Origin of the sequence: Bacillus sp. JNUCC-21 (assembly GCF_041222765.1) — a bacterium.
In the GTDB taxonomy this organism is placed as follows: Bacteria; Bacillota; Bacilli; order Bacillales; family Bacillaceae; genus Bacillus; species Bacillus velezensis.
Genome location: NZ_CP166019.1, coordinates 2,614,344 through 2,637,182, shown reverse-complemented (window position 1 = coordinate 2,637,182; position 22,839 = coordinate 2,614,344). Strand labels below are relative to the sequence as shown.

Here is a 22,839-nt window from a genome sequence, read left to right as displayed (position 1 = left end):
GAGTTGTGCACATATGGCGGCACTACTCCTCTTTTTGCGCTTTTCTCCATTTTTGATAATCTAAAAATTCACGAAATTGTTTTTTTGATACCCCGGATGTCATCGCATCGCGAACTAATTTCTCCCATTCACTATCTAATTGACCATCGTATTCGGTTTCATGTTTTTCATCAAGTAAAGTATGAACCGAGACGTCCAGAACAGCGGAGACTTTTTCGAGAAATTGAATGGAGGGGTTCGTCTGTAAATTTCGTTCTATTGAGCTTAAATAAGACTTCGCTACCCCAGCTTTTTCAGCTAGTTCTGATAGTGAGTAGCCTTTTTCTTTTCGGTATTGTTTAATACGCTGGCCAATCAATGTCATCACCTTCCTTGTGATATTATAGCACATTCAGAAAGGATTTACGGTATGACTTCTGGCTGCCTGGATATGTTGAGAAGACTTTTTATGCGAAAGCAGGTATTTGCGTATTTCTTCTAGGCTGATATTTGCTTTTTGGGCTTCTAATATCAGCTCAACCCATTCCTTATCTAATTGCGAAAATTCCATTTTTGCATTTTTCATGCATTTTCTCCTCCTAAAATACTTGTTTATGTATTTCAGCCAATCCGCCCATGACCTTATCTTTACATGTCTGGAAGTGATTCATCGCATGCGAAACGCCAGAAATTTTTTCTATATACTTTTATTATAATATAGAATTTCCAGAAAAAACGGGAAAGGTGTCGAATGGATAACGCTTATCCAGAAAAATTACTTTGCAGGAAAAATAAACCGCCGTTTTCGATCTGAATGTGAATTTTCGGCTGATATAAGGCTTTCAGCGCTTGTTTTTCCAAATGGTATTCCTCAGGTTTTTCCTCTGTCTGCTCATAAAACTGATCGAGCAGCCTGAGGTCCTTTTTCCATCTGGCGATCGCGCTGTCAGCCCAGTCTGACGGCTCTTTGGCGGCAGCGTCTTTTAAGTAATGCTCCATTCTTTTAATTCCGCTTTCCGGCTTAATCATCGGCGATATGGTAAAGCAATAGTCTGATATTTGCGAGGTCAGCGGAAGCGGTGCAAGCTTCTGCTGAAACCCTTCTATAATTGTTCCAGAAACAAGATGCAGGCCTAAAGACAAAAGTCTGTCTTTTTTCATGTCGGATTGGTATGAAATCACTACATTTAATCCAAGCCAGGGCTGAAGCGGCACTCTGGCTCCGGCTGATACAATTTTCTCATATATTCTTGTAAATCTCCCATTTTGTTTAACTGCTTGAAAGATTTGAAAGAGGCGCGGGGCTCCAAAGTAAATAAATTCGCCGTCCATATCCTCCGGAGCCGTTTCTTTATCAGTGATGAACGTGATCTTCATCGGGTTCGGTTCGCCGCCCGTTTTTTCACGCCAATGCCAATAAAACGGGCGGTTCATAATTTGTTTGTCCATCTCGACCGTCAACTGAACCGTCATAAAACCCGGCCCGTGTTCTGTAATCGGACAGTGGTTCGCTTCAAAAAAGCGCAGTAAAAATTCGTGAACCTCCTGCTGTCTCATGTCGCGCTTCCTCCTTTTAGATTAAGATCCTTTTTTTCTGGCGGGCTTTTCCGTACCGTACGACAGAAAAGAGGTGAGATTGTCCATTTTGATTCTCATTTCTTCCTCTGTCAGCGAATGGCATAAAATATCATGCAAATGGTCTTCAAAATTGCTCACTTTGATTTTTGTTAAAATGTCATCTAATTCTCCGACGACATTTTCAAATAAATGAATTTTGTCATACAGAAGTTTTAAAATATGCTCTTCCACCGTATGTTTTGTCGCCATATTGTAGATATGGACATCTCTTTCCTGACCGAGTCTGTGAATCCTTCCGATTCTTTGTTCAAGCCGCATCGGGTTCCACGGGAGGTCATAATTGATAATATGGTTGCAGAATTGCAGGTTGATCCCTTCGCCTCCGGCTTCTGTAGCGATCAGCACCTGCACTTTGCCGCGGAAGAGATCCTTCATCCAGTCTTTTTTTCCGCGCTTAAATCCGCCTCTGAACGGAACGGAGCTTATGCCGTTCTGCTGAAGGAACCATTGCAGGTAAATCTGTGTCGCCCTGTATTCAGTAAAAATAATGACTTTATCATTAATCTTTTGGATCAAGTCAACAACTTGAATCGCTTTTGAGTTTTGCGTGACTTGATTGATGCGGTCCATTAAATTAGCGATCGTCTGATCATCGAATGCGGGCGCTTGTTTGTCTTTTTGGTCAAGCATTTTTTTGAGCGTCATATACACGGCTTCCCTGCTTGAACAGCACTCTCTTTGCAGCGTCATAATGGAAAATGCGCTTGCGGGCTTTTCCGTGCCGTTTTTCAGTGCGGCGATGTCATCGTAAAGCGCCTGTTCCGTCGGTGAAAAGGTGATCGGCACTGTTTCCACATGGCGCTTCGTCCATGTAAGGCCGGTGTCGCTCCGCGTGTTGCGGATCATCACCTTATTGACGAGTTCTTTCAAATGCTCATGAGCGTCAATCCCGTCCTTCTGATTGAAGGTTTCTTGAAATCCGCTTTCGTTTCCTAAATGGCCGGGCTTTAACAGTGACACTAAATTGAAGATTTCTTCGATCCGGTTTTGAATCGGCGTCGCCGTCAGAAGCAGGCAGTATTTCTTCACAAGACTTCTCGCAAATTCATAATTTTTCGTTTTGCTGTTTTTGAGCTTGTGCGCCTCGTCAATAATGACGAGATCATACGGAATAGAAAGCACAATGTCTTTGTGAGGCGAGCGTTTGGCCGTATCAATAGAAGAAACGACGATATCGCACTGTTCCCACACATAGCTTTTCTTCTGTTCAACAGCGGGTATTAAAAACTTCTCCTGAAGCTCTTTCACCCACTGGGAAACGAGTGATGCCGGCACAAGAATCAGGATTTTTTTGGCCAGCCCGCGAATCATATATTCTTTTAAAATCAGGCCCGCTTCCACCGTTTTTCCGAGCCCCACTTCATCAGCCAAAATCGCCTTGCCGTTCATTTTTTCAACGACTTTCTGCGCGACCTCAAGCTGATGGGGAAGCGGAGTGAAATCGGGCAGGTATAAAGGAGCCCTCAATCCTTCAAATTCAGGAATGGCAAGGGTCTGCTGGACTTCAGCCGACAGTTTGTACATCTCCCAATTTGACCAGGGACCGTCCGTTTTCAGCCGCTCAGAAAACTCTCCCGGCCAGTTTGCATCAAATATGATCTCTGCTGTCATATGTAACAAAACCGCCTTTCTTTTAAAAAACTGATTTATCATAATTTTTGTTGCCGGACGTAAATGAGGGTGGTAGGATATAAGTAATGATTTCACTAAAAGATATTGCTTTAGTATGTCCATAAAATTGGTAAATATGAGCGAATGACAGCAAGGGGAGAGACTCGGACGAAAGATGGGCGTCCGGGCGCCGAAGGAGCAAACTGCGGAGTGAATCTCTCAGGCAAAAGAACTCTTGCTCGACGCAACTCTGGAGAGTGTCTGCACTTAGAAGAAGCAGGCCACCAAAGAGGACGTCTTTATGATATGTTCATAAAGTAAACTTTCAGGTGCCGGGACAGAGAAACCTTCATTTTCATGAGGTGTTTCTCTGTCCTTTTTTATATGTTTTTACAATGCGCCAATGACTGAAGGGGGAAGATGATGCTGAAACGAACACCGCTTTATGACGTGTATAAAGAATACGGCGGAAAAACGATTGATTTTGGAGGATGGGAGCTGCCGGTTCAATTTTCTTCTATTAAAGAGGAGCATGAAGCCGTCCGCACAAAAGCGGGCCTGTTTGATGTGTCCCATATGGGAGAAGTTGAAGTATCCGGTAAAGACGCCCTGTCTTTTCTGCAAAAAATGATGACAAATGACGTTGCCGATTTAAAGCCGGGAAACGCGCTTTATACCGCCATGTGTTATCCTGACGGCGGTACGGTCGATGACTTGCTGATCTATCAGAAAAGCGAGAGCTGCTATCTGCTCGTGATTAACGCGTCTAATATTGAAAAAGACATCGCCTGGCTGACGGAACATGCGGAAGGCGATGTCACGCTGACGAATCAGTCTGACGGGATTTCACTGCTTGCTGTTCAGGGGCCGAATGCTCAGTCGGTTCTTACGAAGCTGACTGAATGTGATTTGTCCTCCTTAAAGCCGTTTACATTTATTGATGGGGCGGACGTTGCCGGACGACAAGTCCTGCTTTCAAGAACAGGCTATACCGGTGAAGACGGATTTGAGTTATATTGCCGCAATGAAGATGCGGTTCATCTATTTAAGGAGATACTTGCAGCGGGAGAGCATGAAGGCCTCGTTCCGTGCGGCCTCGGCGCCCGTGATACGCTGAGATTTGAAGCGAAGCTTGCTTTATACGGTCAGGAATTGACGAAAGATATTACACCGATTGAAGCCGGAATCGGATTTGCCGTGAAACACAAGAAAGATTCCGATTTTTTCGGGAAGTCTGTATTGCGCGAACAGAAAGAAAAAGGAGCCCCGCGAAAGCTGGTCGGACTTGAGATGATTGAAAAAGGGATTCCGAGACACGGGTACGCCGTGAAAAAAGACGGTGTTCCGATCGGTGAAATCACGACAGGCACGCAATCTCCGACTTTAAAGAAAAATATCGGCCTTGCCTTAATCAAAACGGAATTCAGTGAAGTCGGAACGGAAGTAGAAGTGGAAATCCGTAAAAAAACGGTAAAAGCGAAGATTGTCCGCACACCGTTTTATAAACGTCCAAAACAGAGCTGAAAAAGGAGAGTCATATGAAGCATCGATATTTGCCCGCGACAGAACAGGATAAAAAAGAAATGCTGAAAGCCATCGGCGCAGAAACAATTGATGAACTGTTTGCCGATATTCCGGAAAATGTACGGTTTCAAAAAGACTACCAAATTAAAAAAGCAAAATCAGAAACAGAGCTGACGAGAGAGCTGACGAAGCTTGCGGCGAAAAATAAAGACGCTGTTACATATGCATCTTTTCTGGGTGCAGGAGTGTACGATCACTACCAGCCGGTTATCGTCGATCATGTGATATCCCGATCAGAGTTTTACACGGCATATACGCCTTACCAGCCTGAAATCTCACAAGGAGAGCTGCAGGCGATTTTTGAATTTCAAACGATGATCTGTGAATTAACGGGAATGGATATCGCAAACTCCTCTATGTACGACGGGGGAACGGCGCTGGCGGAAGCGGCGATGCTTGCGTCGGGACATACGAAAAAGAAAAAAATCGTCATTTCCGCAGCCGTTCATCCGGAATCGCGGGATGTTTTGAAAACATACGCAAAGGGCCAATATATTGAGGTTGTAGAGGTGCCCGCGAAAAACGGCGTCACAGATCTTGAAGCATTGGAACATGCCGTTTGTGATGAAACGGCCGCCGTGATCGTCCAGTATCCGAACTTCTTTGGACAAATCGAGCCGTTAAAGGACATTGAGCCGCTCGCACATAAAGGAAACAGCCAGCTGATTGTTTCTTCAAACCCGCTCGCGCTCGGTATTTTGAGACCGCCCGGGGCATACGGAGCTGATATCGTCGTCGGGGACGCGCAGCCTTTCGGCATACCTGCGGCGTTCGGCGGCCCGCACTGCGGCTATTTTGCAGTAACGAAAAAACTGATGAGAAAGGTGCCGGGCCGGCTTGTCGGCCAAACGGAGGATGAAAACGGGCGAAGAGGTTTTGTTCTCACTCTTCAGGCGCGCGAGCAGCATATCAGAAGAGACAAAGCCACGTCTAACATTTGTTCAAATCAGGCGCTGAATGCTTTAGCGGCTTCAGCCGCGATGACGGCGCTCGGAAAAAACGGCGTCAAAGACATGGCCCGCCAAAATATATTGAAAGCTGATTACGCGAGACGCCAAGCGGAAAAAGCCGGCTTGCACGTAGCATTTGACGGCCCGATATTTAATGAATTTGCCGTCAGGCTGAATCTTCCCGTCAAGGAAGCAAACCGGCGGCTCCTGCAAGACGGCATAATCGGCGGATATGACTTAGGCCTTGCGTATCCGGAACTGAATCAGCATATGCTCATTGCCGTCACAGAGCTGAGAACAAAAGAAGAGATCGATTCGCTTATTGCGGGATTGGGGGATCAACATGAATAATCAAGATCAGGCGCTTATTTTTGAAATGTCCCGCGAAGGGCGTATCGGTTACAGCCTTCCGGAGCTTGATGTGCCGGAAACAGAGCTTGAAAGCCTTCTTCCCGGTGACTATATCCGCGATGAAGACGCAAAGCTGCCGGAAGTATCAGAGCTCGATATTATGCGGCATTATACCGCTCTTTCTAAGAGGAACCACGGAGTTGATTCAGGCTTTTATCCGCTCGGCTCCTGTACGATGAAATACAATCCGAAATTAAATGAAAAAATTGCCCGGATCGCAGGTTTTTCCGCCATTCATCCGCTTCAGGACGAGGACACGGTTCAGGGGGCGCTTGAGCTTTTATACGATTTAAGCGGACACTTGGAGGAGATTACGGGCATGGACGAGGTGACGCTGCAGCCTGCGGCGGGCGCTCACGGCGAATGGACCGGCCTGATGATGATCCGCGCCTATCACGAAGCGCGGGGAGACTTCGGACGGACGAAGGTGATTGTCCCTGATTCAGCCCACGGTACGAATCCGGCATCCGCCACGGTCGCCGGTTTTGAAACGATTACCGTTAAGTCAAATGAGCACGGGCTGGTTGACATTGAAGATTTGAAAAGAGCGGTAAACGAAGAAACAGCGGCGCTGATGCTGACGAATCCGAACACCCTCGGGTTATTTGAGGAAAACATTACGGAAATGGCTGAAATCGTCCATCAGGCCGGCGGAAAGCTTTATTATGACGGAGCGAATTTAAATGCCGTTTTAAGTAAAGCAAGACCGGGAGATATGGGATTTGACGTCGTTCACCTTAATCTGCATAAAACATTTACCGGGCCGCACGGCGGGGGAGGACCGGGCTCAGGTCCGGTCGGCGTGAAAAAAGAATTCATTCCGTATCTGCCGAAACCCGTTCTCACGAAAAAAGAGGGGCGTTTGACTTTTGACTATGACCGGCCGCAGTCGATCGGGCGTGTAAAACCTTATTACGGCAACTTCGGCATTAATGTCAGAGCCTACACGTATATCCGGTCCATGGGGCCTGACGGCTTAAAAGCTGTGACCGAAAACGCGGTTTTAAATGCAAATTATATGATGAGAAGACTCGCGCCTTATTATGATCTCCCGTATGACCGTCATTGCAAGCATGAATTTGTGTTATCGGGAAGAAGGCAGAAAAAGCTCGGCGTACGAACGCTTGATATTGCCAAACGGCTTTTGGATTTCGGCTATCATCCGCCGACTGTGTATTTTCCTCTCAATGTTGAAGAAAGCATCATGATCGAACCGACGGAAACGGAATCAAAGGAAACGCTAGATGCGTTTATAGATGCCATGATTCAAATTGCGCGGGAAGCGGAGGAATCGCCTGAAATCGTTCAGGAGGCGCCGCATACAACAGTTGTCAAAAGAATGGATGAAACCAAGGCGGCAAGAAAGCCCGTTTTAAAATACGAACGTACACTTGACGGCAGCCGCTGACACGGTGTAAAAAAAAGAGCTGTCCGTTTTATACGGAAGCTCTTTTTTATGATTAGTTTTTTGCTTTAATTTTTCCGCCCCATTTTTTAAATCCGCCTTTCAGGTTGTAAATATCTTTACAGCCGTGTTTGCGGAGCGTCTGTGCCGCGCGTCCGCTGCGGACATTGTTTTGGCAGTACAGATAAACGGGTTTATCAGGACGGATTTCACTTTTGCGCTGTTTCAGCTGTGACAGCGGAATGTTGCGCGCGCCGAGAATATGGCCGCCTTCAAATTCATTCGGTTCACGGACGTCAATCAGCTGCGCTTTTCTGTAGCCCGCGCGGAATTCCTCTTCCGTAAGTGTTTTCATTAAACGCTGCTGGTAAAAATACGACACGATCATATAAACGATAAACGCCGCAACAATAATTAAAGCAATCATATTAGACAATGCGATTCTACTCCTTTAGCTTATAAAATCAAAGCCCCGCTTCCTGAAAACAAGGCTTACCGGACGTTTTGGGACAAATACTATTATAGTAAAGCATGAAGCGATTGTCATCCTTAATGAAACGAAATATTTTTCATTTTCAAGGCAGTTTGTTAAACTGATTTTATTAAAACGATAAAGAAGGGTTCAGTGTATGGAAAAAGAAACATGGCGGTTTATTGACTCAGGGAATGAAAGCCCGGCATTTAACATGGCGCTGGATGAAGCGCTTTTATATTGGCACAGCCAAAAAAAAATTCCTCCGGTGATCCGTTTTTACGGCTGGAATCCGGCAACTTTGTCTGTCGGGTATTTTCAAAATATTAAGAAGGAAATTAACTTTGACGCAGTACATAAACACGGCCTCGGGTTTGTCAGAAGACCGACAGGCGGACGGGGTGTTCTGCATGATAAAGAATTGACATACAGCGTAATCGTTTCAGAGGATCACCCGGAAATGCCGGCCACGGTGACAGAGGCGTACCGGGTGATTTCAGAAGGTATTCTGCAGGGATTCAGAAACCTTGGACTTGATGCCTGCTTTGCGATTCCGCGAACGGAGAAAGAAAAAGAAAGCTTGAAAAATCCGCGCTCGTCCGTCTGCTTTGATGCGCCTTCGTGGTATGAACTGGTCGTCGAAGGACGGAAAGTTGCCGGAAGCGCACAGACACGCCAAAAAGGCGTCATTCTTCAGCACGGTTCCATCCTGCTTGACATTGATGAGGATAAGCTGTTTGATCTGTTTTTATATCCGAGCGACAGAGTCCGTGAGCGCATGCAGCGGAATTTCAAAAACAAAGCGGTAGCCATCAACGCCTTAGCGCCGAAACGGGTAACGATGGATGAGGCCAGAATCGCTTTTAAAGCCGGTTTTGAGGAAGGGCTGAACATTCATCTTGAGCCTTACACACTCACGTCTGAAGAGCTTGCATTTGTCAATGAGCTGGCTGAGACGAAATACGCGTCTGATGAATGGAATTATAAGCGCTGATAAGGCTTGACAGACCGGAAGCATCCTTGTTTTTTCATGACCGTTAGTGTAAACTTGTAATGGTTTATAAAGTTAAGGTGCTTTTTGGGAGGGTTACTTATGACAACACCAAGTATGGAAGATTATATTGAACAGATTTATATGCTGATAGAAGAAAAAGGATATGCACGGGTTTCTGATATCGCGGAAGCTTTGGCAGTCCACCCCTCCTCTGTAACGAAAATGGTTCAAAAACTAGATAAAGACGAGTATTTGATTTATGAAAAATATCGCGGGCTCGTATTGACGTCAAAAGGCAAAAAGATCGGCAAACGGCTCGTATACAGACACGAATTGCTTGAGCAGTTTTTAAGAATCATTGGTGTTGATGAAGAGAAGATTTACAATGATGTTGAAGGAATCGAACATCATCTTAGCTGGAACAGCATTGACCGCATCGGCGACCTCGTTCAGTATTTCGAAGATGACGAAAGCCGGAAAAAAGAATTGAAATCCGTACAGAAAAAAACCGAAAATCCCGGTGAATAAAGGGCAGCCCGAAATGGGGCGCCCTTTTTTTAATGTCTTCATTCTTTGGTCTATTTCGCCCAGCCGTTTCTTAAAATAATAATACACCTTGAGATGGAAGGGAGAGGGCGCGCTATGCAGATTGACGGCGTATTTTCGGGCGGGGGGATAAAGGGGGTGGCGCTTGCCGGCGCTTATGAAGCGCTGGAAGAAAAGGGCTTTCGCTTTGAAAGACTCGCCGGAACAAGCGCCGGCGCAATTATTGCCGCATTTATCGCTGCGGGCTATACGAGCAGAGAGGTTCATTCCATCATAGATGAGGTTGACGGAAGGCAATTGCTTGATCAGAGATACTCATTCCTCCCGCTGAAAATCCTGCGGTGGGTGTCGATATATTGGCGCCTCGGACTATACAGAGGCGATATGCTGGAAAAATGGATTGCGGATAAATTAAAAGCGAAGGGCATCATCGCGTTCGGCGATTTGAAAAAAGGCTCGCTCCGTCTCATCGCTTCAGATCTGACGAACGGAACGATGATCGTGCTTCCTGACGATCTTCCCCGCTACGGATTAAATCCGGAGATGTTCCCGGTTGCCAGAGCCGTCAGAATGAGCTGCAGCATTCCTTATTTTTTTGAACCGATAAAACTGAAGACAGAAAAAGGCACCTCAACGGTCGTTGACGGCGGCGTGTTAAGCAATTTCCCGATTTGGCTGTATTCAAAAGAACGCAAACGGCCGGTCATCGGAATTTCGCTTTCGCCCAACGAAAAAGAGCGCCCGAAAAAATCAATCCGCAACGCTTTTGAGCTGTTCGGGGCTTTGTTTGAAACGATGAAAGACGCTCATGATGCCAGGCATATCGCGACAAAGTACGAACAGAATATTATTTTTATTCCGGTGGAACATGTGATGGCGACGGAGTTTCATCTCACACCGCAAAAAAAACTAGCTCTCATTGAGCTAGGAAAAAGCAGAACAGAGCAATTTTTGAAGCAATGGAGCTATTAAAAAAGCGCTCTGTTTTTCTTTTTATTCTTTTTGCCTTCTATGACGGTAAGCTGGGTCTGGCTTTTTTTCTTAAGAATCATCGGCTTCGGTCTGCTGCTGCTCGGCACGCTCCGCAAATGGCTGACCCGGCCTCTGTGTCCGGCGCGGTGCTTCGCTTTTTGCTCCTTCATTCGGAGCCGCGATTGTCTGGCCGCTTTTCTGAAAGCGGTTCCGTCACGGCCGGTGCGGCGGTTCAGGACCGTCCTCACGATAAAATAAATAATGATGCCTGCGATAATAACGGTGATCGCTCTTGAAATCATCTGCCCGGGGTTGGTTACCGCCGCATAAATGAAACCGAATGCGCCAAGCGCTATCAATACAGCAAAAAAAGGTTGTACACGATGATTCATAACTGCCCACCTCCAAAATAATAACGGTAACGGTTCAGATTACGTTGTGAGACGGTTTTTCGCTCTGTTCTGAAATGTCTTCCAGTCTGAGAAGCTCGTTAAAGCTTTCTATGGCAACCTCGACCTGGTCATCCGCCGGTTCCTTTGTCGTTAAAAGCTGCAGCCACAGGCCGGGATAACCGAGCACTTTCAAAACGGGGATATTCCGCACTCTGTTCGTCAGCTGGAGCACTTCAAAGGAGATGCCGAGAACGACCGGTATAAGCGCAATCCTGTCTAAAATCCGCACCCAAAGAGGATCTGTCGGAACGAGTAAATAGACGAACATGCCGACAATGATCGTAAATAAAATAAAGCTTGAACCGCAACGGTAATGAAGCCGTGACTGCTTCTGAACATTTTCTATTGTAATTGGCAAATTCTGTTCATAACAGTTTATGACCTTATGTTCGGCTCCATGATATTGAAACACTCTTTTAATTAACGGCGTCATTGATAAAAAATAAATGTAGCCGAGAAGCAGAATAAGCTTAAACAGACTTTCGATTCCGATCTGTGCGGCGTCTGAGGAAAATACGGGCCTTACAAGCTCCGCTAAGAAGACCGGGACGAGCGTAAAAACGAATTTGCTGAACAAAAACGACAGAACGCCGATCACCGCCAAGCTGAAAAACATCGATAAGCCAGAACCCTTCTTATCTTCCTGCTCCAGCTTGGCGTCATCCTGAGGATCAAGCCCGTATCGTTCGCTGGAAAAGTTTAAATGCTTTGTGCCGTTGGCGCTCGCCTCAATGATGGCGACGATTCCCCGCAAAAAAGGAATCTTTTTTAAAGCCGAAAGCTTGGCGTTCGGCACTCTCGGAAGCTTGAAAAAATCAATGCTTCCGTCATTCCTGCGGATGGCGGTAACATAATTTTTTCTGCCGCCGAACATGACTCCTTCAACGACAGCCTGCCCGCCGTATGCAGGGGGCGTTTTTTGTTTGGACATTGTTTATCAACCTGCCTGTTTTCTTAGGATTTACTAACCATTTCCTTTCACTCTATTGTACAGGAAACCTCGGTAAACCTCTAGTTAGACAGCCGGAAAATCAATGCTTTTTCTACAGGCAGTATACCCCGTTTCTTTAGATTTTACTCATTGAATGAAAATATGGCGCAGCTTTTTATGACTTTTCAATTTTGGGGCAGTCTATGACTGGAGGTGCCATGATGACAAGCGAAAAACATTCAGAACAGGAAGAAAAAAAGAAGCAGGATGATGATCAGCAGCCTGTTTCATTTACCGGCAGAATTTGCGGTATCGGATTTGCCGGCGGTGTATTTTGGAGTTTGATCGGCTATCTCGGGTATGTCTTTCATTTTTCAGAGATCAGCCCCAACATGATTCTTCAGCCGTTTATGATCGGAGAATGGAAAAAACAATGGCTCGGCACGATGGTCAGCATCGTTGTCATCGGATTCATTTCAATTGCCGGGGCGTTCATTTATTTCGTCTGCCTGAAACGTTTTAAAACCATGTGGCCGGGGATGGTGTACGGCATCATTTTATGGTGTGCGGTTTTTTTCTTATTCAATCCGATTTTCGAAGATGTGAAATCCGTCACTGAATTGAAATCAGATACAATCGTGACGACGCTTTGCCTTTACATTCTGTACGGTTTGTTTGTCGGCTACTCAATTTCCTTCAACTACAATGAACTTACGTCAGACAAGCTTGCAAGGGCGCTCGGCAACAAGTGAATAAGTGTATAATCCCTGTCCGGTATGGTAAAATGTTCACGAGAAGTGAACATTTTTTATGCTGAAAACCGGGCGGGGATGCTCCCGCGTTGTCAGGCGGCAGTCAAGAATCGGCGAGGAGGAGAAAGGGAATGAAACTTGAGAAATTGCGAAATCTTTTCGGTCAGCTGGATATAGACGGAATGTTGGTGACAAGCTCCGCCAATCTGCAGTATATGACGGGATTTACGGGTTCGTCAGGCCTTGCGGTCATATCGAGAGAACGTGCGGCATTTATCACGGATTTCCGTTACACCGAGCAGGCGAAGACGCAAGTGAAGGGTTTTGACATTATCGAGCACGGCGGAAGCTTAATCCAAACGGCTGCGGATACGATTCTTGAGTACGGCATTAAAAAACTCGGCTTCGAGCAAAACAGCATGACGTACGGAACATATGCATCCTACCAAGCTGTGCTGCAGGAAGCGGAGATGGTTCCCGTCGCGGATTCCGTTGAAAAGTTGCGCTTGATTAAGTCAAGTGAAGAGATTAAGATATTAGAGGAAGCTGCGAAGATTGCGGATGATGCGTTTGAACATATTCTGACGTTTATCAAACCAGGCATCTCAGAGATTTCAGTTGCAAACGAGCTTGAATTTTATATGAGACGTCAAGGAGCAGACGGCTCTTCCTTTGATATGATCGTCGCCTCGGGAGTCAGATCCAGCCTTCCCCACGGAGTGGCAAGCGGCAAATTGATTGAAAAGGGAGACTTGGTCACGCTCGATTTCGGCGCTTATTATAAAGGCTATTGTTCTGATATCACACGCACCGTCGCGGTCGGAGAGCCAAGTGATAAACTGAAAGAGATTTATCAGGTCGTATACGATGCCCAAGCGCTTGGTGTCCTGCATATTAAACCCGGCATGACGGGAAAAGAAGCGGACGCCCTGACGAGGGATCACATCACCGCAAAAGGCTACGGACAGTATTTCGGCCATTCGACAGGACACGGGTTTGGAATGGAAGTCCATGAATCACCGGGGCTGTCTCTCAGGTCATCGGCCGTTCTTGAGCCGGGCATGGCGGTAACGGTTGAGCCGGGCATATACATACCGGAAGTTGGGGGCGCAAGAATCGAAGATGATATCATCATCACTGACGACGGCAACCGGACAATTACGCATTCCCCTAAAGAATTAATTATTTTGTGATCGGAATATAGGAGGACATCAAACATGATTTCAGTTAACGATTTTCGTACAGGACTAACGATTGAAGTAGACGGCGGCATTTGGCGCGTCGTTGACTTCCAGCACGTAAAGCCGGGAAAAGGAGCGGCATTTGTCCGTTCTAAATTGCGTAACCTCCGCACGGGCGCTATTCAGGAGAAAACATTCCGTGCAGGTGAAAAAGTCGCGAAAGCTCAAATCGAAACAAAAACGATGCAGTATCTTTATGCCAACGGCGATCAGCACGTGTTCATGGATACAAGCTCATATGAACAGCTTGAATTGAACGAAAACCAAATCGAAGAAGAATTGAAATATCTTCTGGAAAATATGTCTGTGCACATCATGATGTATCAGTCTGAAACGCTCGGTATTGAACTGCCGAACACAGTTGAACTGAAAGTTGTTGAAACAGAGCCGGGAATTAAAGGCGACACGGCGTCAGGCGGCACAAAACCTGCCAAAACGGAAACAGGTCTTGTCGTAAACGTACCGTTTTTCGTGAACGAAGGCGATACGCTGGTTGTAAATACATCAGACGGCTCTTACGTGTCAAGAGCGTAGTCAAAGAAATTCGGAGTCTGCTCCTTTTACGGGGCAGGCTTTTTTTGCGTTCTGCCTGAATCTTTCTTCTATATGAAAATAGTGAGACTACTTCCGTCAGCTAGAGCATATAGTGTAACAAAATGCTTGAAGTTGGGGGATTGCAATGAAATTTTTGTTTGGTTCAATCAATTCTACTGTTTTAACGATGGCCGGTTTACGAGTTTTGTCCTCGCTCATTGAATTATCGGCCGCTATTATCATGCTTTTGACAAACGACATCAGAAAGGCGGTTGTGGTGAATAGTATTTTGGCAATCGTCGGCCCGCTGATCTTTATCATCACAATGACGATCGGCATTTATCAGATTGCCGGACAGCTCTCATATGCAAAATTAATATTGATTTTTGCGGGAGTGGTGCTGATTTTGGCCGGTGTGCATAAATAGAGGGCCGGGGTGTCATAAAGTCTGTCCCGGATCATACATTTTAAAGAAGCCAATCGGTAAAAAAGGAGGAGACTCTATTGAATGAGATTACAGAGGTTCTCCCTGAATTATTGAGAGATGCCATCTCCGCCGTGCCCGAAGAAGCGAGGCGGGATACAGAAGAAATCAGAATCCGCGTCGACAGGCCGGTTGAACTGATCCAAAAAGGACAACCTTTGTATTTGTCATATGTCTGTACGGCCGGCGACGCACAGCTGATCCTCAGCCGGCTCAGCAATTACAGTATGTACACGCTGGAAGAAGAGCTGAAAAAAGGATATATCACAATCAGAGGAGGCCACCGTGTGGGGCTGGCCGGAAGAGTCATCGTCGAAAACGGAGCCGTCAAAGGACTCCGGGATATTACTTCTTTTAATATCCGAATCGCCCGGGAGAAGCTGGGAATCGCAGAACCGCTCATTCCTTTCTTATGGAAAGAAAACTGGCTGAATACGCTGATCATCGGTCCTCCGCAAACGGGGAAAACGACTTTGCTTCGTGATTTGGCCCGGCTTTCCAGCACCGGATCAAAACGCATTCCCGCAAAAAAGACAGGTATCGTAGATGAACGTTCGGAAATTGCCGGCTGCCTGCGGGGCATTCCCCAGCACAGTTTCGGCCGCAGAATCGATGTCCTTGATGCCTGTCCGAAGGCGGAAGGGCTGATGATGATGATTCGCTCTATGAGTCCTGATGTCATAATTGTGGATGAAATCGGGAGAATGGAAGACTCACAAGCGCTGCTGGAGGCGCTCCATGCGGGCGTATCCGTCATCGTATCTGCGCACGGGTGGAATATGAAAGACTTGGTCAAGAGGCCGTCGCTGAAAATGCTTTGGGAGGAAAACGTGTTTGACCGGTATGTTGAACTGTCAAGGCGCCGCGGTCCGGGAACGATCAGCAGGATGTACGGAAAGGATGGGGAACCTGTTCCACATGCTGAAAGCGTGATGACATGCTGAAGCTTTTGGGTGCCGTGTTTATTCTGACAGCGACGACTTGGACCGGATTTGAGATCGCCAAAATGTATATAGAAAGGCCGAGGCAGATCCGTCAGCTGCGCGCGGCGCTCCAATCGCTTGAAGCGGAAATCATGTTCGGGCATACACCGCTGCATACCGCCTCGGGACAAATTGCTGCACAGCTTTCCAAACCTGTATCGTTATTGTTTCAAGCTTTCAGCAGAAGGCTTGAGCAGGGATGCGATTCCGCCAAAACGGCTTGGGAACAGAGCTTGAAACATAATTGGTCGTCCATGGCGATGAAAAAAAGCGAATATGATGTGCTGAAGCAATTCGGAGAGACGCTCGGGCTCCATGACCGTGTTTCTCAGCAGAAACATATCAAGCTTGCGCTTACACATTTGGAAGCGGCGGAAGCGGATGCCGGACGGGCGCAGGCGAAAAATGAAAAAATGGTGAAAAGCTTAGGATTTTTAGCCGGACTGTTACTCATTCTTCTATTGATGTAAACATGAGGGGAGCAAACATAAAATGGGAGTCGACGTAAATGTCATTTTTCAAATCGCCGGAGTCGGTATCGTGGTTGCGTTTCTGCACACCATACTTGACCAAATGGGAAAAAAAGAATACGCCCAATGGGTGACGCTGCTTGGCTTTATCTATATTTTATTTATGGTGGCGACGATTGTCGATGACCTGTTCAAAAAGATCAAAGCTGTGTTTCTATTCCAAGGATAGGGGGGCTTACAGATTGAGATTGTTCAAATTGTAGGTTTAGGCCTGATCGCCACATTTCTCTCCCTGATCGTAAAAGAACAGAAACCGACTTTCGCGTTTATGATTGTCGTCTTCAGCGGCTGCGTGATCTTTCTTTATCTCATCGACCAGATTTACGACATTATCAGAATGATAGAAAAAATAGCCGTCAATGCAAATGTCAATATGGTCTATGTGGAAACCATTTTAAAAATTATCGGCATCGCCTACATCGCTGAATTCGGAGCGCAGCTTACAAAGGATGCGGGCCAGGGAGCGATTGCTTCGAAAATAGAGCTGGCCGGAAAAATTTTGATACTGGTAATGGCCGTGCCGATACTCACCGTCATTATTGAAACGATTCTCGGACTTATTCCTTCTTGATCAAAAATAAAATGGAAAGGGGGGCACAAAAAATGAAGCGCTTTCGGTGGGCGGGAGCTTTTTTGTTCATCCTCTTATTTTTTCAGACTGAATGTGTACAAGCTGCCGGAACAGACGGTGCGTCGCAGGAAACCGCAGTTCACCAAGAATCTGCTGATGAAGTGGCGAAAAAGCAGGCCGAAGCGCTGAAAACAGAAGGCATCGGAAAGTTTTGGGACGACATCATGACAGAATACGGCGGTCTTCTGCCTGAAAGCCAAAAGGGAAGCATCATCGACTTTATTAACGGAGAAAAAACGTTCTCGCCGGAGGCATGGCTAAAGGCTTTATTTTCATACTTGTTTCATGAAGTGCTCGCAAACGGAAAGCTTCTGGGAACTTTGATTCTTCTCACCATTTTTTGTGTCATTCTGCAGCTCCTGCAAAATGCGTTCCAGCAGAGCACCGTCAGCAAAGTGGCTTATGCAATCGTCTACATGGTGCTGATTATTCTCGCTTTAAACAGCTTTCATGTTGCCGTCAATTATGCAAGTGAAGCGATCCAGACGATGACAAGCTTCATTCTCGCGCTCATCCCGCTTTTACTCGCGCTTTTGGCGTCTTCCGGGGGAGCCGTCTCCGCAGCTTTTTTTCACCCCGTTATTTTATTTCTGATGAATACGAGCGGCCTTCTCATTCAAAACATCGTCATGCCGCTTATCTTCCTGTCAGCGATTTTAAGCATCGTCAGCACGATGACGGATCAATATAAAGTCACGCAGCTTGCCAATCTGCTCAGAAATATCGCGATCGGAGCGCTTGCCGTATTCCTCACCGTGTTTCTCGGCGTCATCTCCGTACAGGGGGCTTCGGCTGCCGTGACGGACGGGATTACGCTCAGGACTGCAAAATTTATAACAGGCAATTTTATTCCCGTACTCGGCCGGATGTTTACGGATGCGACGGATACGGTCATCAGCGCCTCGCTCCTATTAAAAAACACCGTGGGAATCCTCGGAGTCGGAATTTTGATCTGCATCTCCGCGTTTCCGGCGATCAAAGTGCTCTCGCTCGCTTTTATTTATAAGCTCGCGGCCGCTATTCTGCAGCCGCTCGGAGGCGGGCCCGTCATTACGTGCCTCGGCGTCATCAGCAGAAGCGTACTGTATATTTTCGCGGCGCTCGCCATCGTCTCTCTCATGTTTTTCCTCAGCATCACAGTCATTATTACAGCAGGCAACCTCACTATGATGATGAAATAAAGGAGGCCCATTGGATATGAGCTTTTTAACAGAATGGCTGACAAGCATTATTTTATTTATCTTATTCGCCATCGTCATCGACATGCTGCTGCCCAGCTCCAGTATGCAAAAATACGCAAAGATGGTTGTCAGCCTGCTGTTAATCATTGTCATGCTCAACCCGATATTCAAACTTTTCAAAACAGACCCGGAAATCATCTTCGATTATTTGACAAAACAAGAGCAATCTCAATCCGCTGATATAAAAAATCAAATTAAATCAGAAAAAAAAGAAATACAAGCATCAAACCGCGCATATGTTTTAGAAGAAATGGCTGTCCAACTAAAAAAGAAAGCGGAGGAGATGTTCAGTCATGACGAATACAAAATAGACGACATCCGCCTTACAGCGGAAGAACAGGTTCGTTCAGAAGAAGATGTAAAAACGATCAGCGTGTATATGGCCCCATCTTCTGAAAAAACCGTGCAAACCGTCGCACCGATCGACATCCGCACAGACCGCAAATACGAACCGGAAGGCGCAGCCGACAAAAAAGAGGCCGCAGACATCAAAGAAAAACTTGCGGATATATGGGAAATCGGCAGTGAGAAAATTACGGTTTATATGGAAGGCGGGGAGAAAAACGGCCATGAATAAAAACGGACTATGGACCATACTCAAAAAACAGCTGATGATCGGACAGGCGAAAGACGGAGAAAAACCAAAACTGACAAAATATCATTACTTTCTGTTCGTGTTTGTGCTCGGGGTATCTTTTATGCTGGTCAGCCAGCTGTTCTCTTCACCGGAGAAAACCGGGAAGGACCAAGCGGTGCAGACCGTCATGTCCGGCCGAACGGAAGACAAAAGCGGGCAAAAAAGCGCACCCGTTTTTAAGGCATCGAAAGACGGCAGCGCAAAAACCACGATCGATGATTACGAAAGAGACTATGAAAACCAGCTGAAAGAAATCCTTGAAACGATTATCGGCGTGGAGGATGTCTCAATTGTCGTAAACGTAGACGCAACATCTTTGAAAGTGTTTGAGAAAAATAAAACGAAAAAAGACACCACCACTGAAGAAACCGATAAAGAAGGCGGCAAAAGAAGCGTAACCGATCAAACCTCTGAAGAACAAATTGTCATGATTCGAAACGGGGATCAGGAAACCCCGGTCGTCGTCCAGACGAAAAAGCCCGATATCCGCGGTGTACTCGTTGTCGCTCAGGGAGTGGACAACGTTCAAATAAAAAAAACCATCATTGATGCCGTCACAAGGGTGCTTGATGTTCCGAGCTACCGTGTAGCGGTTGCCCCTAAAAAAATCAAGGAGGATTCATAAATCATGCTGAAAAAACAAACGGTTTGGCTTTTAACAATGCTCAGTCTCGTTGTGGTATTAAGTGTTTATTATATTATGTCGCCGGAAAGCAAAAATGCCGTGCAGATGAAAAGCGAAAAAAGCAGCGGAGAAGTCGCCACTGAAAAAACGCCGGCTCCTGAAACGAAAGATAAGAGCGGAAGCGGCACGGAAAAAGAAGACGGCACAAAAGGAACGAAAGATTCTAAAGGCACAAAAGAGGATAAAGAAACATCAGCCGAAGCATCGGACAAAGACGGAACGATCGCCACAGAAACAGCTGATGAAAACTTATTTACCGCATACCGCATGGAGCTTGAAGACGCGAGAAGCAAAGAAAGGGAACAGTTAAACAGCATTGTTTCAAGCGATGATGCGACCGCAAAGGAAAAAAGCGAAGCCTACGATAAAATGACGGCGCTGAGCAATGCTGAAGGGACGGAAAAACAGCTGGAAACGCTGATTAAAACACAAGGCTACAAAGATGCGCTCGTGGATGCTGAAGGAGACAAAATCAACATTACCGTCATGTCTGACAAACATTCAAACGCAAAAGCTTCCGCTATCATTGACCTGGTGGAAAAAGAAATCAAGACGATGAAAGACGTCGCCGTCACGTTTGAACCGACAAAGTAAGAGACCTGAACCGCCCGCACCCGCTGCGGGCTTTTCTGATGTCATTTTAGATCAGTGTTGAATTTACACAAGCGCTCCTGTAAGATAAACATAGTATGTACTTTTAGTAGCAACCCATAAATTTCTATTTTTTATACATAGGAGTGGAAACTGATGTTAAAAATCAACGAAATTCATGAACTGATAAAAAGAATCGATGAATCTTCCATCGACGAATTTGTTTACGAAATTGAAGGCGTAAGCCTCAAACTGAAAAAAAATGAAGCGCCGGCAGTGAATGTAACGGGACAAGCCCAAGCCGTTCCCGCCGCTTACGCACCTGCTCCGCAGGCTGCAAAACCGGAAGCGAGTGAAGCCGCTCCTGCACAGGAAGCGCCGAAACAAGATGAAAACCTGCACAAAATTACGTCTCCGATGGTCGGAACGTTTTATGCTTCTTCATCGCCGGAAGCCGGCCCTTACGTAAACCAAGGTTCAAAAGTGAGCGAAAATACAGTTGTTTGTATCGTAGAAGCAATGAAACTCTTTAACGAGATTGAAGCCGAAGTAAAAGGAGAAATCGTTGAAGTGTTAGTTGAAAACGGCCAGCTGGTCGAATACGGACAACCTCTATTTCTTGTAAAAGCTGAGTAAGGAGACCTGCTATTATGATTAAAAAGCTATTGATCGCCAACCGAGGAGAAATCGCCGTCAGAATCATCCGGGCCTGCAAAGAGCTGGGCATTGAAACTGTAGCCGTTTATTCTGAGGCAGATAAAGACGCCCTGCATGTCCAAATGGCCGATGAGGCTTTTTGTATCGGGCCGAAAACATCAAAAGAAAGCTATTTAAATGTAACGAACATCGTCAGCGTCGCAAAGCTGACCGGCACGGATGCGATTCATCCGGGATACGGGTTTTTAGCTGAAAACGCCGACTTTGCCGAGCTGTGCGAGGAATTAAACGTAACGTTTGTCGGCCCTACGGCTGACGCCATTTCAAAAATGGGAACAAAAGATATCGCGCGCGACACGATGCAGCTGGCGGGCGTGCCGATTGTGCCCGGTTCAAAAGGAATCATAAAAAATACGGAAGAAGCGGTTTCGCTTGCAGGTGAAATTGGGTATCCTGTCATTATAAAAGCCACTGCGGGCGGAGGCGGAAAAGGCATCCGGGTCGCACGCACAGAAGAAGAACTGATTAAAGGCATTGAGATTACCCAGCAGGAAGCCGCTACGGCATTCGGAAATCCGGGTGTGTACATCGAGAAGTACATAGAAGATTTCCGCCATGTTGAAATTCAGGTGCTTGCGGATAATTACGGAAACACGATCCATCTCGGAGAGCGTGACTGTTCTATCCAAAGACGTCTGCAAAAACTTCTTGAAGAGTCACCGTCACCTGCGCTTGATTCTGAAATCAGGGAGCAGATGGGTGAAGCAGCGGTAAAAGCAGCGAAGGCCGTCGGTTACACGGGAGCCGGCACAGTAGAATTCATCTATGACTACAGAGAACAGCGCTACTACTTCATGGAAATGAACACGCGTATTCAAGTAGAGCATCCTGTCACAGAAATGGTGACGGGAACGGATCTGATCAAAGAACAGATCAAAGTGGCATCCGGACAGGAGCTTTCGCTCAGACAGGAAGACGTTGAATTTAACGGCTGGGCGATTGAATGCCGCATCAACGCTGAAAATCCTGCGAAAAACTTCATGCCTTCACCCGGTAAAATTAACATGTACCTGCCGCCGGGCGGGCTCGGCGTACGCGTGGATTCAGCCGCATATCCCGGCTATTCGATCCCGCCGTACTATGACAGTATGATTGCTAAAGTCATCACATACGGAACAACGCGTGATGAGGCAGTCGCACGGATGAAACGCGCGCTGAGCGAATTCGTGATTGAAGGTATTGAAACGACGATCCCGTTCCATTTGAAACTGCTTGAACACGAAACATTTGTCAGCGGAGAGTTTAATACAAAGTTTTTAGAAACATATGATGTAATGGGCTCATAATTTTTGCGGGAGGTGAATTGAATGGAAGACAACAGTGTGCTTAAAATGGATCATGATGAGGCTCATTTAGGCAAGGTTGAAATTGCTCCTGAGGTCATTGAAGTCATTGCCGGCATCGCCGCTTCCGAAGTTGAAGGAGTTGCTGAAATGCGCGGCAATTTCGCCACGGGCGTCGTAGAACGCTTCGGCAAAATCAATCACGGCAAAGGCGTAAAGGTCGATTTAGCCGATGACGGGATTACCATCGACGTCTATTGCGTCGTTCAATTCGGGATCTCGATCCCGAAAGTGGCGGCAAGCGTTCAGGAGAATATCCGCCAAACCTTATTAAACATGACGTCTCTGACCATTAATGAAATCAATATTCATATCGTCGGCATTCAATTTGACACGAAAGCCCAAGAAGTCGAAATCGACGAAGAAATGTAATGAGCGTATAAAAACCAAGGGGATGGGCAGCCCTTTGGTTTTTTATACGTTTCCCGTCATTTCAGGCATGAAGAAAGCCGGCTTACAAACGGCAGCCGAGTTTCTTCATGCTGTGAAATCCGAATGAAATTAATACGGTTTGTGAAAATATTC

Annotated in this window: 28 protein-coding genes and 1 riboswitch; of the genes, 21 read left to right on the top strand and 7 right to left on the bottom strand. The window is 46.3% G+C overall.

Going from position 1 to position 22,839, the window contains the following annotated elements; translation table 11 throughout:
• Nucleotides 1-22 precede the first annotated feature (22 nt).
• The 4 genes from sinR to JNUCC21_RS13070 form a co-directional block, all read right to left on the bottom strand.
• Nucleotides 23-358: a transcriptional regulator SinR gene (gene sinR, locus JNUCC21_RS13085; protein WP_003153104.1), complete on the bottom strand. Its 336-nt coding sequence runs from the start codon at nucleotides 356-358 to the stop codon at nucleotides 23-25.
• 33 nt (nucleotides 359-391) lie between these two features.
• Nucleotides 392-565 (bottom strand): anti-repressor SinI, encoded by a 174-nt coding sequence (sinI, locus tag JNUCC21_RS13080; RefSeq protein ID WP_003153105.1) that lies wholly within the window; start codon nucleotides 563-565, stop codon nucleotides 392-394.
• A 176-nt stretch (nucleotides 566-741) separates the two neighbouring features.
• Nucleotides 742-1,536 (bottom strand): YqhG family protein, encoded by a 795-nt coding sequence (locus JNUCC21_RS13075; RefSeq protein WP_014418368.1) that lies wholly within the window; start codon nucleotides 1,534-1,536, stop codon nucleotides 742-744.
• 21 nt (nucleotides 1,537-1,557) lie between these two features.
• Nucleotides 1,558-3,228 (bottom strand): DEAD/DEAH box helicase, encoded by a 1,671-nt coding sequence (locus tag JNUCC21_RS13070; RefSeq protein ID WP_031378948.1) that lies wholly within the window; start codon nucleotides 3,226-3,228, stop codon nucleotides 1,558-1,560.
• Nucleotides 3,229-3,372: 144 nt separating this feature from the next.
• A riboswitch (glycine riboswitch) is annotated at nucleotides 3,373-3,473 on the top strand.
• A gap of 178 nt (nucleotides 3,474-3,651) precedes the next feature.
• On the opposite strand from JNUCC21_RS13070, the gene gcvT reads away from it, so the two are divergent.
• From gcvT to gcvPB, 3 genes are read left to right on the top strand one after another with little or no spacing between them, the layout of a single operon-like run.
• Nucleotides 3,652-4,752, top strand: a complete 1,101-nt coding sequence (gene gcvT, locus JNUCC21_RS13065; protein WP_032866432.1) for a glycine cleavage system aminomethyltransferase GcvT — start codon at nucleotides 3,652-3,654, stop codon at nucleotides 4,750-4,752.
• A 14-nt stretch (nucleotides 4,753-4,766) separates the two neighbouring features.
• Nucleotides 4,767-6,113 (top strand): aminomethyl-transferring glycine dehydrogenase subunit GcvPA, encoded by a 1,347-nt coding sequence (gene gcvPA, locus JNUCC21_RS13060; protein ID WP_072589379.1) that lies wholly within the window; start codon nucleotides 4,767-4,769, stop codon nucleotides 6,111-6,113.
• A complete protein-coding gene (gcvPB, locus tag JNUCC21_RS13055; RefSeq protein ID WP_007408334.1) occupies nucleotides 6,106-7,581 on the top strand; it encodes an aminomethyl-transferring glycine dehydrogenase subunit GcvPB in 1,476 nt (491 codons plus the stop codon). The genes gcvPA and gcvPB overlap by 8 nt, the downstream gene beginning before the upstream one ends.
• A gap of 52 nt (nucleotides 7,582-7,633) precedes the next feature.
• Here the strand turns inward: gcvPB and JNUCC21_RS13050 are convergent, their stop codons facing one another.
• Nucleotides 7,634-8,014 carry a rhodanese-like domain-containing protein gene (locus JNUCC21_RS13050; protein WP_007408335.1) on the bottom strand — a complete coding sequence of 127 codons (381 nt, stop codon included), beginning with the start codon at nucleotides 8,012-8,014 and terminating at the stop codon, nucleotides 7,634-7,636.
• 193 nt (nucleotides 8,015-8,207) lie between these two features.
• On the opposite strand from JNUCC21_RS13050, the gene JNUCC21_RS13045 reads away from it, so the two are divergent.
• From JNUCC21_RS13045 to JNUCC21_RS13035, 3 genes are all read left to right on the top strand, one after another.
• Nucleotides 8,208-9,044, top strand: a complete 837-nt coding sequence (locus tag JNUCC21_RS13045; RefSeq protein WP_003153114.1) for a biotin/lipoate A/B protein ligase family protein — start codon at nucleotides 8,208-8,210, stop codon at nucleotides 9,042-9,044.
• 99 nt (nucleotides 9,045-9,143) lie between these two features.
• Complete coding sequence (mntR, locus tag JNUCC21_RS13040; RefSeq protein WP_007408338.1) at nucleotides 9,144-9,572, top strand: transcriptional regulator MntR; 429 nt, start codon at nucleotides 9,144-9,146, stop codon at nucleotides 9,570-9,572.
• 114 nt (nucleotides 9,573-9,686) lie between these two features.
• Entirely contained in the window at nucleotides 9,687-10,562 is an 876-nt protein-coding gene (locus tag JNUCC21_RS13035; RefSeq protein WP_012117971.1) for a patatin-like phospholipase family protein, read from the top strand.
• Here JNUCC21_RS13035 and JNUCC21_RS13030 read toward each other — a convergent pair.
• Together JNUCC21_RS13030 and JNUCC21_RS13025 are read right to left on the bottom strand one after the other, a co-directional pair.
• Complete coding sequence (locus JNUCC21_RS13030) at nucleotides 10,559-10,954, bottom strand: SA1362 family protein (protein WP_007408340.1); 396 nt, start codon at nucleotides 10,952-10,954, stop codon at nucleotides 10,559-10,561. The two genes, JNUCC21_RS13035 and JNUCC21_RS13030, sit on opposite strands and share 4 nt — an antisense overlap.
• 34 nt (nucleotides 10,955-10,988) lie before the next feature.
• Nucleotides 10,989-11,945 carry a DUF1385 domain-containing protein gene (locus JNUCC21_RS13025; RefSeq protein ID WP_003153120.1) on the bottom strand — a complete coding sequence of 319 codons (957 nt, stop codon included), beginning with the start codon at nucleotides 11,943-11,945 and terminating at the stop codon, nucleotides 10,989-10,991.
• A 221-nt stretch (nucleotides 11,946-12,166) separates the two neighbouring features.
• On the opposite strand from JNUCC21_RS13025, the gene JNUCC21_RS13020 reads away from it, so the two are divergent.
• The 15 genes from JNUCC21_RS13020 to JNUCC21_RS12950 all read left to right on the top strand — a co-directional run bounded on the left by JNUCC21_RS13020 (nucleotide 12,167) and on the right by JNUCC21_RS12950 (nucleotide 22,686).
• Nucleotides 12,167-12,697: a YqhR family membrane protein gene (locus JNUCC21_RS13020; RefSeq protein ID WP_108655007.1), complete on the top strand. Its 531-nt coding sequence runs from the start codon at nucleotides 12,167-12,169 to the stop codon at nucleotides 12,695-12,697.
• Between the two features lie 131 nt (nucleotides 12,698-12,828).
• On the top strand, nucleotides 12,829-13,890 hold the full coding sequence (locus JNUCC21_RS13015; RefSeq protein ID WP_216061741.1) for a Xaa-Pro peptidase family protein: 1,062 nt from the start codon (nucleotides 12,829-12,831) through the stop codon (nucleotides 13,888-13,890).
• Between the two features lie 24 nt (nucleotides 13,891-13,914).
• Nucleotides 13,915-14,472, top strand: coding sequence for an elongation factor P (efp, locus tag JNUCC21_RS13010; RefSeq protein WP_003153123.1), 558 nt, complete (start codon nucleotides 13,915-13,917; stop codon nucleotides 14,470-14,472).
• A 145-nt stretch (nucleotides 14,473-14,617) separates the two neighbouring features.
• The gene (locus JNUCC21_RS13005) at nucleotides 14,618-14,899 is read left to right on the top strand and encodes a YqhV family protein (protein WP_003153124.1); all 282 of its coding nucleotides are present in this window, start codon (nucleotides 14,618-14,620) and stop codon (nucleotides 14,897-14,899) included.
• A gap of 77 nt (nucleotides 14,900-14,976) precedes the next feature.
• Entirely contained in the window at nucleotides 14,977-15,900 is a 924-nt protein-coding gene (spoIIIAA, locus tag JNUCC21_RS13000; protein WP_007408342.1) for a stage III sporulation protein AA, read from the top strand.
• The gene (gene spoIIIAB / locus JNUCC21_RS12995) at nucleotides 15,894-16,409 is read left to right on the top strand and encodes a stage III sporulation protein SpoIIIAB (RefSeq protein ID WP_216061740.1); all 516 of its coding nucleotides are present in this window, start codon (nucleotides 15,894-15,896) and stop codon (nucleotides 16,407-16,409) included. The genes spoIIIAA and spoIIIAB overlap by 7 nt, the downstream gene beginning before the upstream one ends.
• A 22-nt stretch (nucleotides 16,410-16,431) precedes the next feature.
• Nucleotides 16,432-16,638 (top strand): stage III sporulation protein AC, encoded by a 207-nt coding sequence (gene spoIIIAC, locus JNUCC21_RS12990; RefSeq protein WP_003153142.1) that lies wholly within the window; start codon nucleotides 16,432-16,434, stop codon nucleotides 16,636-16,638.
• 12 nt (nucleotides 16,639-16,650) lie between these two features.
• On the top strand, nucleotides 16,651-17,040 hold the full coding sequence (gene spoIIIAD / locus JNUCC21_RS12985; RefSeq protein WP_071392571.1) for a stage III sporulation protein AD: 390 nt from the start codon (nucleotides 16,651-16,653) through the stop codon (nucleotides 17,038-17,040).
• Between the two features lie 32 nt (nucleotides 17,041-17,072).
• Nucleotides 17,073-18,281, top strand: a complete 1,209-nt coding sequence (gene spoIIIAE / locus JNUCC21_RS12980; protein ID WP_003153145.1) for a stage III sporulation protein AE — start codon at nucleotides 17,073-17,075, stop codon at nucleotides 18,279-18,281.
• 16 nt (nucleotides 18,282-18,297) lie between these two features.
• Nucleotides 18,298-18,918: a stage III sporulation protein AF gene (gene spoIIIAF / locus JNUCC21_RS12975; protein WP_003153146.1), complete on the top strand. Its 621-nt coding sequence runs from the start codon at nucleotides 18,298-18,300 to the stop codon at nucleotides 18,916-18,918.
• Nucleotides 18,911-19,603, top strand: a complete 693-nt coding sequence (gene spoIIIAG, locus JNUCC21_RS12970) for a stage III sporulation protein AG (protein WP_033574142.1) — start codon at nucleotides 18,911-18,913, stop codon at nucleotides 19,601-19,603. The genes spoIIIAF and spoIIIAG overlap by 8 nt, the downstream gene beginning before the upstream one ends.
• A gap of 3 nt (nucleotides 19,604-19,606) precedes the next feature.
• The gene (locus tag JNUCC21_RS12965; protein WP_025284989.1) at nucleotides 19,607-20,257 is read left to right on the top strand and encodes a SpoIIIAH-like family protein; all 651 of its coding nucleotides are present in this window, start codon (nucleotides 19,607-19,609) and stop codon (nucleotides 20,255-20,257) included.
• Between the two features lie 153 nt (nucleotides 20,258-20,410).
• Nucleotides 20,411-20,890, top strand: a complete 480-nt coding sequence (accB, locus tag JNUCC21_RS12960; RefSeq protein ID WP_007408347.1) for an acetyl-CoA carboxylase biotin carboxyl carrier protein — start codon at nucleotides 20,411-20,413, stop codon at nucleotides 20,888-20,890.
• Between the two features lie 14 nt (nucleotides 20,891-20,904).
• Nucleotides 20,905-22,257 carry an acetyl-CoA carboxylase biotin carboxylase subunit gene (accC, locus tag JNUCC21_RS12955; protein ID WP_007408348.1) on the top strand — a complete coding sequence of 451 codons (1,353 nt, stop codon included), beginning with the start codon at nucleotides 20,905-20,907 and terminating at the stop codon, nucleotides 22,255-22,257.
• A gap of 21 nt (nucleotides 22,258-22,278) precedes the next feature.
• Nucleotides 22,279-22,686: an Asp23/Gls24 family envelope stress response protein gene (locus JNUCC21_RS12950; RefSeq protein ID WP_003153156.1), complete on the top strand. Its 408-nt coding sequence runs from the start codon at nucleotides 22,279-22,281 to the stop codon at nucleotides 22,684-22,686.
• Nucleotides 22,687-22,839 lie beyond the last annotated feature (153 nt).

Bases quoted from the DNA above. Each gene is read 5' to 3' on its own strand.
- JNUCC21_RS13025 (WP_003153120.1), bottom strand. From the start codon at position 11,945: ATGTCCAAACAAAAAACGCCCCCTGCATACGGCGGGCAGGCTGTCGTT.
- JNUCC21_RS13075 (WP_014418368.1), bottom strand. From the start codon at position 1,536: ATGAGACAGCAGGAGGTTCACGAATTTTTACTGCGCTTTTTTGAAGCG.
- JNUCC21_RS13005 (WP_003153124.1), top strand. From the start codon at position 14,618: ATGAAATTTTTGTTTGGTTCAATCAATTCTACTGTTTTAACGATGGCC.
- mntR (WP_007408338.1), top strand. From the start codon at position 9,144: ATGACAACACCAAGTATGGAAGATTATATTGAACAGATTTATATGCTG.
- gcvT (WP_032866432.1), top strand. From the start codon at position 3,652: ATGCTGAAACGAACACCGCTTTATGACGTGTATAAAGAATACGGCGGA.
- JNUCC21_RS13030 (WP_007408340.1), bottom strand. From the start codon at position 10,954: ATGAATCATCGTGTACAACCTTTTTTTGCTGTATTGATAGCGCTTGGC.
- JNUCC21_RS13070 (WP_031378948.1), bottom strand. From the start codon at position 3,228: ATGACAGCAGAGATCATATTTGATGCAAACTGGCCGGGAGAGTTTTCT.
- spoIIIAE (WP_003153145.1), top strand. From the start codon at position 17,073: ATGAAGCGCTTTCGGTGGGCGGGAGCTTTTTTGTTCATCCTCTTATTT.
- accC (WP_007408348.1), top strand. From the start codon at position 20,905: ATGATTAAAAAGCTATTGATCGCCAACCGAGGAGAAATCGCCGTCAGA.
- spoIIIAC (WP_003153142.1), top strand. From the start codon at position 16,432: ATGGGAGTCGACGTAAATGTCATTTTTCAAATCGCCGGAGTCGGTATC.
- JNUCC21_RS13020 (WP_108655007.1), top strand. From the start codon at position 12,167: ATGACAAGCGAAAAACATTCAGAACAGGAAGAAAAAAAGAAGCAGGAT.
- gcvPB (WP_007408334.1), top strand. From the start codon at position 6,106: ATGAATAATCAAGATCAGGCGCTTATTTTTGAAATGTCCCGCGAAGGG.
- JNUCC21_RS13015 (WP_216061741.1), top strand. From the start codon at position 12,829: ATGAAACTTGAGAAATTGCGAAATCTTTTCGGTCAGCTGGATATAGAC.
- spoIIIAG (WP_033574142.1), top strand. From the start codon at position 18,911: ATGAATAAAAACGGACTATGGACCATACTCAAAAAACAGCTGATGATC.
- gcvPA (WP_072589379.1), top strand. From the start codon at position 4,767: ATGAAGCATCGATATTTGCCCGCGACAGAACAGGATAAAAAAGAAATG.
- JNUCC21_RS12950 (WP_003153156.1), top strand. From the start codon at position 22,279: ATGGAAGACAACAGTGTGCTTAAAATGGATCATGATGAGGCTCATTTA.
- accB (WP_007408347.1), top strand. From the start codon at position 20,411: ATGTTAAAAATCAACGAAATTCATGAACTGATAAAAAGAATCGATGAA.
- JNUCC21_RS13045 (WP_003153114.1), top strand. From the start codon at position 8,208: ATGGAAAAAGAAACATGGCGGTTTATTGACTCAGGGAATGAAAGCCCG.
- efp (WP_003153123.1), top strand. From the start codon at position 13,915: ATGATTTCAGTTAACGATTTTCGTACAGGACTAACGATTGAAGTAGAC.
- sinI (WP_003153105.1), bottom strand. From the start codon at position 565: ATGAAAAATGCAAAAATGGAATTTTCGCAATTAGATAAGGAATGGGTT.
- JNUCC21_RS13035 (WP_012117971.1), top strand. From the start codon at position 9,687: ATGCAGATTGACGGCGTATTTTCGGGCGGGGGGATAAAGGGGGTGGCG.
- spoIIIAF (WP_003153146.1), top strand. From the start codon at position 18,298: ATGAGCTTTTTAACAGAATGGCTGACAAGCATTATTTTATTTATCTTA.
- JNUCC21_RS12965 (WP_025284989.1), top strand. From the start codon at position 19,607: ATGCTGAAAAAACAAACGGTTTGGCTTTTAACAATGCTCAGTCTCGTT.
- spoIIIAB (WP_216061740.1), top strand. From the start codon at position 15,894: ATGCTGAAGCTTTTGGGTGCCGTGTTTATTCTGACAGCGACGACTTGG.